Annotated in this window: 16 protein-coding genes and 1 other RNA gene; 1 reads left to right on the forward strand and 16 read right to left on the reverse strand. The window is 54.3% G+C overall.

Annotated elements, in window-relative coordinates:
- Positions 1-61: 61 nt before the first annotated feature.
- Positions 62-1,039 carry a tRNA dihydrouridine synthase DusB gene (gene dusB, locus TREPR_RS16885; RefSeq protein ID WP_015709562.1) on the reverse strand — a complete coding sequence of 326 codons (978 nt, stop codon included), beginning with the start codon at positions 1,037-1,039 and terminating at the stop codon, positions 62-64.
- Positions 1,040-1,816 carry a TatD family hydrolase gene (locus tag TREPR_RS16890; protein ID WP_041611808.1) on the reverse strand — a complete coding sequence of 259 codons (777 nt, stop codon included), beginning with the start codon at positions 1,814-1,816 and terminating at the stop codon, positions 1,040-1,042.
- A gap of 237 nt (positions 1,817-2,053) precedes the next feature.
- On the opposite strand from TREPR_RS16890, the gene TREPR_RS16895 reads away from it, so the two are divergent.
- Positions 2,054-2,728, forward strand: coding sequence for a response regulator (locus tag TREPR_RS16895; RefSeq protein WP_015709564.1), 675 nt, complete (start codon positions 2,054-2,056; stop codon positions 2,726-2,728).
- Positions 2,729-2,740: 12 nt separating this feature from the next.
- On the opposite strand, the gene TREPR_RS16900 is transcribed toward TREPR_RS16895, so the two are convergent.
- The 14 genes from TREPR_RS16900 to TREPR_RS16960 all read right to left on the reverse strand — a co-directional run bounded on the left by TREPR_RS16900 (position 2,741) and on the right by TREPR_RS16960 (position 15,213).
- On the reverse strand, positions 2,741-3,811 hold the full coding sequence (locus TREPR_RS16900) for a peptidylprolyl isomerase (RefSeq protein WP_015709565.1): 1,071 nt from the start codon (positions 3,809-3,811) through the stop codon (positions 2,741-2,743).
- A gap of 53 nt (positions 3,812-3,864) precedes the next feature.
- Positions 3,865-4,452 (reverse strand): recombination mediator RecR, encoded by a 588-nt coding sequence (recR, locus tag TREPR_RS16905; RefSeq protein WP_041611809.1) that lies wholly within the window; start codon positions 4,450-4,452, stop codon positions 3,865-3,867.
- Positions 4,453-4,472: 20 nt separating this feature from the next.
- The gene (locus TREPR_RS16910; protein WP_015709567.1) at positions 4,473-4,838 is read right to left on the reverse strand and encodes a YbaB/EbfC family nucleoid-associated protein; all 366 of its coding nucleotides are present in this window, start codon (positions 4,836-4,838) and stop codon (positions 4,473-4,475) included.
- Positions 4,828-6,747, reverse strand: coding sequence for a DNA polymerase III subunit gamma/tau (dnaX, locus tag TREPR_RS16915; protein WP_041611811.1), 1,920 nt, complete (start codon positions 6,745-6,747; stop codon positions 4,828-4,830). Before dnaX ends, TREPR_RS16910 begins: the two co-directional genes overlap by 11 nt.
- Before the next feature lie 586 nt (positions 6,748-7,333).
- Positions 7,334-7,433, reverse strand: an RNA gene (ffs, locus tag TREPR_RS18285) — signal recognition particle sRNA small type.
- A gap of 144 nt (positions 7,434-7,577) precedes the next feature.
- A complete protein-coding gene (locus TREPR_RS16920) occupies positions 7,578-9,185 on the reverse strand; it encodes a carboxylesterase/lipase family protein (protein ID WP_052299746.1) in 1,608 nt (535 codons plus the stop codon).
- Between the two features lie 137 nt (positions 9,186-9,322).
- Positions 9,323-10,537 carry an ABC transporter substrate-binding protein gene (locus TREPR_RS16925; RefSeq protein WP_015709570.1) on the reverse strand — a complete coding sequence of 405 codons (1,215 nt, stop codon included), beginning with the start codon at positions 10,535-10,537 and terminating at the stop codon, positions 9,323-9,325.
- On the reverse strand, positions 10,534-11,442 hold the full coding sequence (locus TREPR_RS16930; RefSeq protein ID WP_015709571.1) for a branched-chain amino acid ABC transporter permease: 909 nt from the start codon (positions 11,440-11,442) through the stop codon (positions 10,534-10,536). Before TREPR_RS16930 ends, TREPR_RS16925 begins: the two co-directional genes overlap by 4 nt.
- Before the next feature lie 8 nt (positions 11,443-11,450).
- On the reverse strand, positions 11,451-12,380 hold the full coding sequence (locus TREPR_RS16935; protein WP_015709572.1) for a branched-chain amino acid ABC transporter permease: 930 nt from the start codon (positions 12,378-12,380) through the stop codon (positions 11,451-11,453).
- A gap of 1 nt (position 12,381) precedes the next feature.
- Entirely contained in the window at positions 12,382-13,101 is a 720-nt protein-coding gene (locus TREPR_RS16940) for an ABC transporter ATP-binding protein (protein WP_015709573.1), read from the reverse strand.
- Entirely contained in the window at positions 13,085-13,810 is a 726-nt protein-coding gene (locus TREPR_RS16945; protein WP_015709574.1) for an ABC transporter ATP-binding protein, read from the reverse strand. Before TREPR_RS16945 ends, TREPR_RS16940 begins: the two co-directional genes overlap by 17 nt.
- Before the next feature lie 108 nt (positions 13,811-13,918).
- The gene (locus tag TREPR_RS16950) at positions 13,919-14,317 is read right to left on the reverse strand and encodes a type II toxin-antitoxin system VapC family toxin (RefSeq protein WP_015709575.1); all 399 of its coding nucleotides are present in this window, start codon (positions 14,315-14,317) and stop codon (positions 13,919-13,921) included.
- Entirely contained in the window at positions 14,314-14,559 is a 246-nt protein-coding gene (locus TREPR_RS16955; RefSeq protein WP_041611278.1) for a hypothetical protein, read from the reverse strand. Before TREPR_RS16955 ends, TREPR_RS16950 begins: the two co-directional genes overlap by 4 nt.
- Before the next feature lie 120 nt (positions 14,560-14,679).
- Complete coding sequence (locus TREPR_RS16960) at positions 14,680-15,213, reverse strand: nitroreductase family protein (protein WP_015709577.1); 534 nt, start codon at positions 15,211-15,213, stop codon at positions 14,680-14,682.
- Positions 15,214-15,282: the final 69 nt, after the last annotated feature.

Raw genomic sequence — 15,282 nt, forward strand, 5'->3', positions numbered from 1 at the left:
ACCTTTCCGTAAAAGAATTAGGTAAGTATACCCCTTTAGGCGGTGCTTCGCAAGCTGTCATTTATAAACCCAGAATTGCCCGGTATTCTTCAATAGTACCGGCGTGTACCAGCCGATTCCGCAGGGCGGAGCCACCACTGATTCCCCTGGTATAGGCGCAGAACTGTTTCCGCATTTCCATACAGGCCGATCCTTCTCCCCTATCCCGGCTTAATAGCCGCAACTGCCTGAGGGCGGTTTCCAGCCTTTCCCGGGGTTCCGGGGGCTGCCAGGAACCTGTGGTAAGGAGGGAACGGGCGGCGGCAAAAACAAAGGGGTTCCCCAGGGCGCCCCGGGCAAACATCACCGCAGCGCAGCCCGTTTCCCGCAGCATCCTCTCAGCATCCTCCGCCGTAAAAAGGTCCCCGGAACCGGCCACAGGAACCGGTAGGCAGGCGGCCAAGTCGGCGATAAGGGACCAGTCGCTTTGACCGGAATAGCCCTGGGCCCGGGTCCTGGGATGGAGCCCCACCAGAGCCGCCCCGGCCTCCACGGCTATCCGGGCGCATTCCCGGTAATTGAGGGAAGCCCCGTCCCAGCCGGCGCGGAGCTTCACCGTTACCGGGACCCCTCCCAGGGCTTCCCGAGAAGCCCGGACCACCGCCTCCACAATACGGCCCAGGATATCCGGGTTCTTCATCAGGGCGGAACCGGAGCCGGTTTTTATTATCTTTGGAACCGGGCAGCCGCAGTTGATGTCCACCGCCTCGGGACGCCAGGGCGCCAACAGCAGAGCCGCCGAGTACATCACATCCGGGTTGGCGCCGAAAAGCTGTATGGCATAACGGGTCTCATTTTCCGCCCTGGGCAAAAGCAACTCAGTCCGCACCCCGTCCCGGGTCAGAGCCTCTGAGGAAACCATTTCGGTGCAGGTAAAATCGGCGCCTTGCTCGATACACACCGACCGGAAGGCCCGATCCGAGTATCCCGCCACAGGCGCGAGAAAGAGATTGCCCGGAACTATCAGCTTGCCAATGGCAAGGGGATGATAGAGGCTCACCTATTCAGTGGGCAGCCCAAAGAACCGGTTGGAGTTTTCCCAGAGCGCGGCGGAAAGTTCTTCATCCCCGATTTCCAGCATATCCGCCAGGAAACGGGCAGTCAGGGGCAGGTACTTGGGCATATTCCGCTTGCCCCGGAAATCCGCGGGAACCATGAAGGGACTCTCGGACTCAATGAGGATCCGATCCAGGGGCAGAACCCCGATAGTATCATGGAGGTTCCGGGCATTACGGTAGGTCAAATTCCCCGCAAAGGAGAAATAAAGGTTCAGGTCCAGGGCCCGTTTGGCGTATTCCGCGTCCTCGGAGTAGCAGTGGAGTACCCCACCCTTAGGGGGCAGCCGATCCCGGAGTATGTCCAGCACATCCTTACCAGCATCCCGGTTATGAATGATCACCGGCAGGTTGAGCTTTGCCGCCATATCCAATTGGGTGATAAAAAGCTCAATCTGAGACTTTTTATCACCGAATTTGCGGTAATAGTCCAGACCGATCTCCCCTATCGCCACAACCCTGGGAAGCTGGACGCTCTGCTCAATTATTTGAGCCCAGTCCTTACCGGGGTTCTGCACCTCCGAAGGGGAGACCCCAACGGCATGAAAAACATTTGAGGCGGATTTAAGGTTATCATAGATCTTCACAAAATCGTGAAGGCTGTTGCAGATTGAAACAAGCCGGGTCACAGAGGCCTGGCGGGCTTCCTGAATAACAATGAGCTGCTCGATAGGGTCATCACAAATGAGCCCTACGTGGGCGTGAGTTTCAAAATACTGCATGGCTTTGTCCAAAGAAATGAAATCGGAACTTTCCAAACTGGATATAACTGAGTATAACACACAATCCCCGTATGGTCAATGAAATGTAGCATTTTCTTAAGGTACCCATCCAATGGTTAACCAGCCATCTTATGGCGCATGATCCCCATAATTTTCTAAATTTTTTTCTTGCGGTATATAACTAAAATACTCATAATATAACCATGTGGCTACTCTATAAAAGGCAGAAATACTACCATGATAAGAATCGTTATTATCGATGGCCAGGATTCAGACAGGAGTAAGGTAGAATTTATTTTATCGGAACACCAAGACTTTAGGGTCGTCGGGGTGGGGAAAAACGGCTATGATGCCCTCAGTTTGCCCAATCATTGCAGACCGGATGTCGTTTTATTGGATATCAATTTATCCGATATAGACGGGGTACGGGCGATCTCCATCCTGAAATGCCGTTCCCCCAAGATCGGCATCATCATCTTCACCTCAATAGAGGATGATGAAAGTGTTTTTAAAGCCATTTGCAATGGCGCTTCGGGGTATCTCCTGAAAAACACGGACCCGGAAGAATTAGTCGAAGGGATACGGATGGTCAACTCAGGGGGCTGCTTCATGGCGCCCCAGCTGACCCCGGGTGTTTTCCGCATGGTTTCTAGACTTGCCCGGAACCCTTCCGGTGCGGTTTCCAAAACCAATAGCCCGACTCCGGACGCGGCGGCCTTTCCCCCCAATCTGTCCAGGACCGACTTACAGATCATCCATTATGTCGGACAGGGACTGGAAAACCGGGAAATCGCAGCGAATCTCCGCCTCTGTATTGGCACGGTACGAAACCGTATGTCCGTGATACTGCAAAAAATATCCCTCAGGGACCGGACCCAGTTGGCAATATTTGCCCGGCAGTACGGCCTTTAGGAGGTTTTCAGTTTACCTGATCTGCACCAGCTCCATCTCAAAAACCAGGAAGGAGTTGCCGGGAATAGCCCCGTTCCCGGCGCCCCGTTCACCATAGGCCAGTTCCGGAGGAATGACCACCAACCGCTTTTCCCCGAGCTTCATGTCCAGCAGGGTCTCATCCCAGCCCTGGATAACCCGGCCCGCCCCAACAGGAAACTGCAAGGGTTCGCCGCGGAGCTCCGAATTGTCAAAAACCTCGCCGTTCAGGAACATCCCCTTGTAGTTTACCGAGACGGTCTTACCCTTTTCAGGTTTGGCCCCGGTTCCCGCTTTCTGGATAATATAGTAGATACCCGAGGGCGTTACATTCGCGTCCGGGTACCTGGTCTTAATCTGGGCAATGTCCGCGTCCCGGCCGGCCCGAGCCTTGGCGGCTTCCGCGGCAGCGGAGTTCTGCCTGAGGGTATCAAAGGCGGCCTGATCGGCCTTGAAGTCATTGGCAGCCTGGCCGTTGCGGATGATGGTTACTGATTCTATCTTGTCGCCTTGCTTAATGGCGTTCACCACATCCTGGCCTTGCACCACCCGGCCGAAAATCGTGTGCTTTCCGTCCAGCCAAGGGGTCGCCACATGGGTAATGAAGAACTGGCTCCCATTGGTGCCCGGCCCGGCGTTTGCCATGGAAAGAACCCCCGGTCCGTCATGCTTCAGGGACGAATCAAACTCATCGGGGAACCGGTAGCCCGGACCGCCTGACCCGTTCCCCACCGGGTCGCCACCCTGGATCATAAAGTCCGCAATAACCCGGTGAAAGGTAAGGCCGTCATAAAAGGGCTTACCCCCGGCGGCGTTCATCTTTCCTTCCGCCAGGGCAACAAAATTACAGACCGTCATGGGAGTCTTCTGATACTCCAGGCGGAGAACTATATCCCCCCTGCCGGTATGGATCCGGGCGAAAAGCCCGTCACCCAAAGCAGCATTAGCGGAATTCCGCGGAGCAGCCGGGCTGGTTGAAGAGGAGCCCCCTGGGGCACAGGAAGCGGTACCGGCCATCAGCGCCAAAAGGACGCTGCCGATACTTAGTTTTGTTAATATACGCATAAGTAATTATAGCATAAGGGGAAGATGCGGGGCAACTGTGGAGGACCGGACTCCTACAACTTCACCCGGCCTCGGAAGCTCCGGGAAAGGGTGAGCCGGTCGGCGTATTCCAGGTCCCCCCCCACGGGAAGCCCGGACGCCAAGCGGGTTACATCGGCGCCTGAATCCTTCAGGAGTTTCTGCAGATAGAGGGCCGTAGTGTCCCCTTCCAGGGTGGGGTTCATGGCCAGGATAAGCTCCCTGGTCCCTTCGGCCCGGACCCGGCTGAGGAGCTTGCCTATGGAAAGGTCCTCCGGGCCCACCCCTTCCAGGGGCGCGATAAGCCCCCCCAGGACATGGAAGCGCCCGTGAAATTCCCGGGATTCCTCAATGACCCGCACATCCTGGGCCCGCTCCACCACACAGATAATGGAACCGTCCCTGCCGGTATCGGAACAAATGGGGCAAGGGTCACTCTCGGTAAAGCCCCCGCACACCGAACAATGCCGGATAGCCTGGTGCAACCCTGCCAGTTCCTCAGCCAAATCCTTGGCATAGCCGGGGCTGGTATCCAGGATATGGTAGGCCATGCGGCCGGCGCTTTTTTTGCCCACCCCGGGGAGCTTTGAGAGCAGGGCTACCAGCCGATCCAGGGCATTCAGGTCGCCGGAACGGTCCTGGTTCACGAGGCCCCCGGAGCCCCGAAGCCGGGAAACCCGCCCGGAAAGCCCGGCGGCATACCCTGTAAACCGTTCATCCCCATCAGGGAACCCATTTCCCGGTTCAGGGCCTCCTTCATCTTGTCCGTGGCGCTCACAAAGGCCGCCGCCACCAGGTCCTGGAGCATTTCCATGTCACCCTGCCCTTCAACAGCCTCCGGGCGTATACGCACCCCCAGGACCTCCATGCGACCGTTCATGTCAATCTCCACCATACCGCCCCCGGCGGACCCGGTAACCGTGATGTCTCCCAGTTTTCCCTGGATAGACCCCATCTGCTCCTGGATCTTTTGGGCATTCTTCAGTATGTCAAAGGGATTAATGTCCATCGTTTTTCTCCATTCCGTTTGTTTTAACCACCGTACCCCGAAACATACGGCGGACCATTTCCGCCTGGGGGCTCAAGGGCTTCTCCGGCTCCACTCCGCCCGGGGCCCCGGCCGGGACTTGAACCGCTTCGGGCAACACGGGCTTCCCCCACAATTTTCCCAGCAACTGCCTGATAAGGGCAGAATCCTTCTTTATCAGCTCTGCCGTCAGGGGATCCTGTACCGGGATACGGAGCTTTCCTTCGCCGGGGGAATCGCCGGAACCGTTCGTTTCAACAGTGTTAGCGCCGTTGCCATCGTCGCCGATGCTGTTAGCGCCCGCCCACTCCCAGGGCAGGGACTTATCCAGCCCTGAAGCAAGAAGCCCCCGATCCTGCCGCAGGCTCTTGATAAGGGCCTCCCTCAGTTCCGGCAGATCCTTACAGGGCACAGCCGCTTCTACGGGGGACTCTCCGGGGAGAGCACCGGCTTCAGCCGAAACGCCGGGACCAGAGCCGGACAATCCGGCCCCCGCCGCCAGTCCCGCACCCGGGGCCGACGGTTCCCCCATCTGAGACACAGCCGCCCGATCCGACGCCACTTGCAACGCAGTTCCCCGCGCAACAAGCTCCGCCTGAGCCGCCGCATCGGCAGCTTCCCGGGCAGCCAGAACCCGCTTAAAACCTTCGACAAAGGCCCCGGGCCGGCTAAGGTCGGTCTTGTCCTGAACCGCCGGGGCTACCGACCCCGGCCCGGCTAAAGGGCCGGCTATCCCTCCCCCATCACCCTTGTCCAGAATGTTCCGGGCCCCCGCAATAGCCGCCCGTAGTTCCAAGGGGGACACCCAGCGGTCCAGCCAGCAGAGTTTAGAAACCGCCGTCTCCAGCTCAAACCGGGGGGACACCGAGTACCGTATATCCCGGTAAAGGTCCAGCAGCAGGGACAAAGCCTGTTCAAGCCGGGGCGAATCCAGCTTTTCCTGGACCAGGGCAGAGAAGCGGTCCGGCCCGAACCCCAGGAGGGACTCCCTGGTCACCCCGTTTTTCAAAAGCAGCAGACTCCGGTAATACCCCGCCAGGTCAATGACGAATTGTTCTATCGCAATCCCCGCGTCCAGGATCTCGTCAATCTGGGCGAACGCCCCGGCAGTATCGTTGGCCGCGCAGCTTTCCGCCAGGGCGTTGAGCTTATCCAGTCCCACCAGTCCCAGCTTGTCCCGGATAAGCTGGGACCGGATATGCCCCTCGGAAAAAGAAGCCACCTGGTCAAACAGGGTATAGGCATCCCGCAGGCTGCCCGTAGACTCCTTGGCAATCCAGAACAGGGCCTCGTCCTCAGCCTCTATCCCCATCTCCGCGCAGGTATCCTTCAAAATACCCTGAATCGTTTCGATAGGGATAAGCCTAAAGTTGAACTGCTGGCAACGGCTCCTGATAGTAGCCGGCACCTTATGCACTTCCGTGGTGGCAAAAATAAAGACGATATACTCAGGCGGCTCCTCAATGGTCTTGAGGAGGGCGTTAAAGGCGCTTTGGGAGAGCATGTGGACTTCATCGATAATATAGATCTTCTTCCGCCCACCCTGGGGTGGGAAGATGACCTCATCCTTAATCTGACGCACATCGTTGACCGAGTTATTGGAAGCCCCGTCAATTTCGATGATATCCAGACTGGCCCCCCGGGTAATTTCCCGGCAACTGGGACATTCCCCGCAGGGCGTCACCGTGGGCCCCTTTTCGCAGTTCAGGGACCGGGCCAAAATCCGGGCGGCGCTGGTCTTGCCGCAGCCCCTGGGGCCGGAAAACAGGTAGGCATGGGCAATACGTCCGGTTTCTATGGAGCTTTTCAGGGTGGCAGCCACAAAATCCTGGCCCGCCAATTCATCAAAAGTCTTGGGACGCCGCTTGGTAGCGGTTACTTCATAAGCCATGCTGCCAGTATAGCCGGAAAAGCGGCAGAAAAAAAGGGGGCCCAACCCCGGTAACACTTATAACTTAATTAGAAGCCCCCGCCCAACAACAGCCCGCGAACCAGTGAGCGGGTCGTTTTCTACCAGGCAACACGGCGTGGGGGCCATCTCCGGTAACACTTAGTAAAAAGTAAAAAGCCCCCGCCCAACAACAGCCCGCGAACCAGTGAGCGGGTCGTTTTCTACCAGGCAACACGGCGTGGGGGCCATCTCCGGTAACACTTAGTAAAAAGTAAAAAGCCCCCGCCCAACAACAGCCCGCGAACCAGTGAGCGGGTCGTTTTCTACCAGGCAACACGGCGTGGGGGCCATCTCCGGTAACACTTAGTAAAAAGTAAAAAGCCCCCGCCCAACAACAGCCCGCGAACCAGTGAGCGGGTCGTTTTCTACCAGGCAACACGGCGTGGGGGCCATCTACGGTAACACTTAGTAAAAAGTAAAAAGCCCCCGCCCAACAACAGCCCGCGAACCAGTGAGCGGGTCGTTTTATACCAGGCAACACGGCGTGGGGGCCATCTACGGTAACACTTAGTAAAAAGTAAAAAGCCCCCGCCAGGATTGACCACGGCGCAACAAACATCCGCTTGCCGTTGCTTCCTTCCGGACCTGGCGGGGTTGGGCGGCGTTCATTCGCATGGGTCCTGGCTAAGGGGCAGTTCTAAGGTACTAAATGGAGACGCTTAAGTCAAGGAATACAGCCCCTGTTTCAGGGGCCGATCATTTTAACCTCATGGTTTACCGCGATCCTTTTAGGGGGACCACGGCAAGCTATGGGGTTTATATTTAAAGCGCTATCTAGTACCCATGAGTTCCTGCAACTTCGAATCGTTAAAAGGAACAAAGCGGCTGTTCGCATCAAAGATCATGGTGCCGGTTCTGGCGATAGGATCGTAGGGCTTCCAGTCCAGGCCGGGCTGGCTCGGGTTGCCGTTGGTGGCAAAGTTGACCCAAGCCTGGGCCATAATATCCTGCATCTTATAAACATCAGCCGTTCCACCAGTAGCTTTGGTAATTTCCCTGAGCCCCACATTGTGGAACACATAGATTAGTTCCGAACAATGGAAGGCGGTTATGCCGCCGTTTGCAGGAGCTTCAAATACGAACAAGTAGGTGTATACCGGAGCGGTCGCGGTCTTTGCCTTATCCGCCAAGTGATCCTGAGAGGGACGCCGGAAGCGGCCAATATCGTAGAAAAAAACATCCTGGGGTTTCTTCTCGGGGAAGAGCTTGGTAAATTCATCCTTTATTGCTGCGGCATCGGAGCCAAAGCGCTTGGTAAGATAGCTGTCTGTTTCCGCAGTAGTCCAATCATTCTTGTAAATACCCTGATCAATCAAGGGTAGATTGTGGTTGGTGATTTCGCTGAACACGGAGCCTTGCATAAAGGGCATTGTATTAGCCCAGTCGGGATAATTGTCCTGAACCACATTGTTATCGGCTACCGCACGCCACGAGAGGCTTACATTTAGTTCTTTACCTGCATCAGCAAGGGCCGCTACGCCGGCGGCCAGAAGGGTGTTATAGTCAATGGTCTTAATTTGGTCAATGGTGGCCTGAGTAAGACCGAGCTTCTGTACCGTAAGCTGACCAACCCGGTCAGCTTGTTGTTTGGTCAAGATGGTATAGGCGCCGCTGTGTCCAATTGCCCTAACAAAGAGACCCTTTGCCGCGGGCATATGCATCAAAACCTGCACCTTCTGGGAGCCGCCGGACTGCCCAAAGATGGTCACGTTATTGGGGTTCCCACCGAACTGGGCAATATTATCCTTAACCCACTGGAGGGCCGCCACCAAGTCCAACTGACCGAGGTTGGCGGTTTCCTTATAGGCATCGCCAAAACCGGAAAGATCCAGATACCCCAGGACGTTGAGCCGATGATTTACGGTCACTACAACCACATCGCCGAACTTGCTCAGGTTTCCACCTTCATAGGCTACCGCTTCAATAGCAGAACCATTGTTGAATCCGCCACCATGGATAAAGACCATGACCGGTTTATCCGCGCTGGAAGAAAGAGATTGGGTCCATATATTGAGATACTGACAGTCTTCACTCTCAATATAATACCGATGGGGCCAAGCAAATTCATCGCCGCCTACAGCGGTCTGTACCGGAATCTTAGCATTAGGTCCGTACACCTGTGCAGGTTTAATCCCCTGCCAAGCCGGTACGGGCTGGGGTTTGCCAAAGCGCTCGGCCACCGCATACCGGATACCGGTGAAGGCCAAAGTCCCGTCCCCTTCAACAAATCCCTTGAGTTGTCCGCCCGCTACCTTGACGATAGGCATCTCAGGGGCCGCTGTGGGGATACTTTTCCCCTGCTCTGCACTGCCCTTGGCGAACACAAAAGAGCCCACAGTGACAAGAATTACACACGCTGTTAACAATTTCTTTTTCATCACATTCCTCCAAAATAAAATAATGTACTATAAAAGTAACAATATATTATAAATCCTATATTCCTACCTGTCAACAAATTTTTTTGACAGATAAATGTACAACAACCGCGTAAATTTTACGCGTTTCATCAATAATGTTACCTGATTTCTCCGGAACTTCCAGCGAAGCTTCCCCCGGAAACAATCTCCAGAACCTTCCGCTTATTGCCATTCTGCACCTCAAAGAGATATACCGGCTTATTCCGGGGATAGCCCCGGGAATTGCTCCAGGTATACTGGATGCCCTCAAAATTCTGAATCTCGTTGCAGTAATCCCGAATAAGTATCCGTTCCTCCGCCAGCTTTTTCGGATCCCCGGTGATCCCTGTCGCCTCAATCGCCCGTTTGATCATGTAGACCGCATCATAGTAGTTGGGTGAAAGGCTGAAAGGCTCAGCGCCGTTGTAGTCTGCCTTAAAGGCATCCCGGAACGCGTCCCAGCGGGGGTTGCTCAGGCCGGGGTCCGCGAAGTTGTAAATCATAACGCCGTTAATGTTACTGCCCCCCACGGTGTATAGGGACGCATCATCCCCGGAAGAGAAGACCAGGAGCCGGTTCATATCGGTCCAGCCCCGGGACTTGAGTTCAGCAATAATGCCTGGGATCTTTTGGGCATTGCAGGCAAAGATGATAGAGTCAGGATTCTGCGACAGGGCATTAACCACCAGGGGGCCGAAGCTCACCGCATCGCCCGGGACATCCACCTGGTTAAGCAGGACGGCGCCTGCATCGGCAATGCCCTTTTCGTGGGCCTGGGCCATCCCGGCCCATACGCTGTAGTTCTCCACAAACTGGACCACCCGTTTCCCCCTGGTATGGGTAAGCCATGCGGCAACAATGGGAGGCAGCGGTTCCTGAGTGGGGGGGAACCAGCTGATAGCCCAGGGGTAGAAATCCGCCACATATTCCCAGGAGGTAGTTGCCGTAAAAGAATAAATCCCCTCCTCGGCGGCAAGAGGCACCGCAGCCAGAATTACCGGCTCGGGAACCGGACCCATGACGGTCAAGGCGGTATCCAGAAGCTTGGACATTTCGGTAATGCCCGTGGCAGGCTCCATACCGGTATCGATCCGAAGTATACGCACAGGCTTCCCCGCAATGCCCCCTGCGGCGTTTATCTCAGCGGCGGCCCGGTCAGCCCCCCACTGGAGGTAAGCGCCTATGCTGGCAATAGGGCCTGTAAGCACATTGAGAAAAGGAATCTCCCATTCCTCCGCTGCGGCAACAGATTTTTTTGCGCCCTTCGATCCGGAACATCCGGCAAGTACCAGGGCAAGCAATACAATCCAGGCAGCACGGAATTTCCTGTTCATCTTTTCCTCCAAACACTAGTACTAATCCAAGGCAAAATTTTCCGCAAAGCCGGACGGGTTATTACCCCCTCGGGCCTTACCATCAATATAACAATAAGAATAAGCGCGTAAAAAACATTCTTCCAGCCCTGGAGCGCCTCGGGCATGATTAGGGGGATACCCCACAGTATTGGTGTTACCAAAAGTATGCCCCACTGGGTAGTATAGCCCCCCACAAAGAGCATGGTCACAAAAAGCCCCAGGTTCTGAAAGGTAATAAAGGCCGGCGAAATGGACCGGGTCACATAAAGGTACAGCACCCCCGCCAGCCCCCCCATTGCGCTGGATGCGGTCTGGAGCAGCATCCCCATGGTTTTGATGTTTATCCCCAGGGAAAGCGCCATGTCCCGATCCGCGAAAATACAGGAAGCCGCCCTGCCCAAAGGGGAGCGGTCAAACCGGTAAACAAGAAACCCGACCAGCAGCAGGATAAGGTAGATCAGGATCACCAGAAAAAGCCGGTTCCCCTGGGTTGAATCGATGATCCGGGGAACCCCGTACATACCCAGGGTCCTGCCCAGGAAGGGGGTGTTTTCGGCAATAGTCCTGACCAGAAACATAAAGGTTAACCCAACGATCGCCACGGAGAAACAAGGGGCGTCTCCAATGCAGAGGGAAACTAGGAAGCCGATAAGGGCGCTCAGTATTACTGCGCCAAGGAGCACCGCGAAAAACGGCCAATGGGCCGCGCCCTGGGCGCCTGAGACAGCGGCCCCGGACACCAAGGCGCCGAAATAGGCGGAGATAACCATATTGGGGATCACCAGAAAGTGAAGCTGCCCCATGCGGTAGGGCAGGTACAAGGCCCAGGATGCGAGAATAAAAATAGCGGTAAAGCTCAGGAAAAAAAACACCGGACCGGACACGAACCCCCCTACAGCTTTGTTCCAAAGACGCCCTTGGGCTTTGCCAGGACAACAACCAGCATAATAACAAACACCGCCGCATTAGACCAGGACCCGGAAAAGTAGCCCTGGATAAGCGCCTCTACTATACCCAGAAGCAGGGCAAAAACCAGCCCCCCCGCAAGGTTCCCCAGCCCGGCGATGATGGAAATCCCCAGGACCTTATGCCCCAGCTGATCCCCCAGGTCCGCCGAAGCGAAACCCAGCAGCATAGCCATCAGCGCCGCAGTGATCCCCCCCAAAAGGCCCGTAAGAAAATAACTCTGGAGCCCGGTCCTGAAAACCGGAATCCCCGCCAGCTTTGCCCCGCCGGGATTTTCGGCCATGGCCCTGAAAGCCCGGCCCACTCTGGTCCGGTAGATGATGCGGAACAGCACCGCTACTGCGATAATCCCCACCGCCAAGCTCAGCGCCTGTCCGTAACTAACACTGATAAGGCCGTGCTGCCAGAGGGGCTCCCGGGTCAGAGCTATCCACCCGGAAGGGTCGGCATCTTCGGTGAGAAAGGAAACCGGGAAACCCTTATTGATACTGTGGGAACAGAATTCGGTGATGATCACCCCCATTCCCATGGAGATAACCATGGTAGCGTTAATATCAACCGTCCCCCGTTTGCGCGACTTGCAACGAAGTTCCCCGCGCATAATATGCTGAAACACCGGGGCTGAAACCATGTTAAGGATAATCGCAGAAACAATGCTTGCGCCAATACCCGCAATAATACTGCCCGTTGCCTGCAAGGCAAACCAGGCCATATACATTGAAAACACGATGATTGCCGGGAAAGAAAAGTGAATGACCCTGGCAACCAGGAGGAGCAGATTAAAGGCCGTTACCAGGAGCACATAAATACTCCCCAGGGACAAGCCGTTGATAATCTGGGCTATCAGTATTTCCATGTTACGCCCCAAGGTAAGCCTCGCGGATCGCCGGATCATTCAAAAGATCCTCCGCCCTGCCCTGGGCAACAACCCTGCCGGCTTCCAGCACATAAGCCCGGTGGGCGCATTTCAGGGCCTTATACACATTCTGCTCCGCCAGAAAAATTGCGTACCCTTCTTTATTTAGATTAACCAGTATCTTAAAAATAGTGTTGACCACCATGGGCGCCAATCCCATAGAAGGCTCATCCACCATAATTATCCGTGGGGTAGACATGAGAGCCCGGGCAATGGACAGCATCTGCCGTTCCCCACCGGACAGAGTTCCTGCGTTCTGGTTTTTCCGCTCCCCCAGAACCGGAAAGGCATCAAAAACAAATCCAAGCTTTTTGTCCGCGCCCTTAGTCTCATGGTGAGCCCCCAAGAGAAGGTTGTCCAGAACCGACATGGAGGCAAAGACCCCCCGGCCTTCAGGCGCCAGGGTCATGCCATTGCGCACATTTTTATCCACCGGAAGGCCGGTACAATCCCTGCCTTCAAAAACAACCGACCCCGTATCGGGGGTATTAACCCCCAGAACAGTTTCCATAACCGTGGTCTTCCCCGCGCCGTTGGGGCCAATGAGCGCCACTATTTCCCCCCGGCGCAGCTCCAGGCTTACCCCCTGGAGTGCCTTGATAGAGCCGTAGGAAACAGAAAGATCCCGGACCGACAGAATCGGCTCATTCCTCTGTTCCAAGATAAGCCTCCATCACCAGGGGATCGCGGCGGATCTGATCCGGCCTTCCCTCCGCAATTTTTTCGCCAAAGTTCAGCACCGTAACCCAGTCCGCAGTATCCATGAGCATCCTGATATCGTGGCTTACCATTACCACGCTTATACCCATGACCTTGATCTTCCGTATCAGGTCCGTCACCAATGCTGTTTCTTTAGCGGACATCCCGGAAACCGGTTCGTCCAGCAGGAGCAGCTTAGGCTTGCCGAGCAGGGCCCGAACAATCTGCACCAGTTGCCGTTCCGCCCAGACCAGGTCCGCCCCCCAGCGGTCCCGGGCGTCCCCCATGCCCACCGAGTCCAGCAGTTCCAGGGCTTCCTGTTCCAGAACCTTTTGCTTTTTGGGCGCCGTAAAAAAGAGGGAGCCGGAAACCCCGCAGAGTACATTTTCCAAGACCGTCAGGGAAGGCGCCAGATTGCCCGCCTGAAAGGTCCGGCCAATGCCGAGCCGGGCGATAGCATCCGCCCCCAGGCCGGAGATTTCGGTTTCGCCGAAACAGATCCTCCCCGAATTCAAGGGGAGCAGGCCGGAGATGCAGTTGAAAAGAGTGGTCTTACCCGAACCATTGGGGCCGATGATCCCGTGGATCCGGCCTTCCTCAATGGTAAAACTGAGATCCCTCAGCGCCTGAAGGCCCCCAAAGGATTTGCTTACCCCCGCAATTTCCAGCATTGTCCCGCTTCCATGGGCCTAGTATAGCAGAAAAGGGGGAGCTTGATTATACCCCCTATCGAAAAAGCACCTGACATCTTTTGACCCAAAAATACCGGCTTACTGTTTTTAATAACAATATTGTATATTTAATTTTTTACATATTTTAGCTAAATCGCCATCATTAGTTACTACTATACCATCGTTTCTGCGGGCTATTACCGCATAGAACATATCATAAACCGGATGTTTATTTTTCACACTTTCCCCAAATGCCTCTTTCCAAATGTCCTTTGAATCAATGTATTCATCAATATAATTTAGCCCATCGTCAATAAACTGGGAACATTCTTCTGTTGTGTATAGTCCTTTGATACAATATTTCCACAAAGTATTGGATAACTCCGATACATATAAATCAGGAGCCAGGACCGACGTTGCTTCCTGCAAAAGGGTTTCAAATTTTTCTTTTTTTGATGTCTGAAATAATATTTGAGCAACACCACTTACATCAACAACAGCTATCATCTTTCCCGGTCCTCTCTAACGAGTTTAGCAACATTCAGTAATTTTACTTCATCGGGTATGATTCTTGCGTTGCATTTTTTTACAAGTTGTCTCCGCCGTTCTTTGTTGGATTCTTCCAGCCCAAGGCTTTTTTTTAATAACACAATTGTTTGTTGGGCAATAGTCCTATGCTCTTTTTCCGCTACTATACTAATTTTCCGATAAATATCTTCCGGAAAATCTCTCACTTGTAATAAGGGCATATTATCACCTCCGTCTGCATACATTTTACATATATTTTTATATTTTGTCAAGTATTTTCAGAAGTTGAACACGGCCTCAGCCTAGGCCGATACTTGACATACAAATCCCCTAAATAATACTCACACAAATCGTACAATATCTTCAAAGGCCTTGCGCTTTTTAGAGCGAATAGTATCATTTGCAGAATATCCCAGGGCAATTACAGACCCGAATTGTTTTTCCACAGGAATATTCAACAATTCGCAAATCTTCTTACGATCGTAAAGACCAGTAATGCAGCTCCCGAGTCCCTGTGAAGCGGCTTCCAAACAGACGTATGCGGCGGCGGCGCCCAAATCGCCTTTTGCATAGTATTGGCTGTCAAGAAAGCAACTGATAATGGGGCTTAAAACTGCGTGTTCTTCCAGGATAATGATAAATGCCTTTGCGGTACCCAACCAAACGTTTTGCTTTAGCTGTTGGCCGCACAGTGCAATTTGACTAACCATGTCTTCGCTTTCTACAACAACAAAACTCCAGGGCTGGGCATTACAGCCGGAGTGGGTTAAGCGGCCTGCTTCAACGCATTGTACCAGCTTGTCATGCTCCACAGCTTGTTCTGAAAAGCCCCGGCAGCTTTGGCGTTTTTTACAAAGATCCAGAAAATCGCTCATTTGATACATCCCCCATATCTGAGGAATCATACTATAATACATTTTTTCAGGCAATGACGCATACTGTGA

Source organism: Treponema primitia ZAS-2 (assembly GCF_000214375.1).
Lineage (GTDB): Bacteria > Spirochaetota > Spirochaetia > Treponematales > Breznakiellaceae > Termitinema > Termitinema primitia.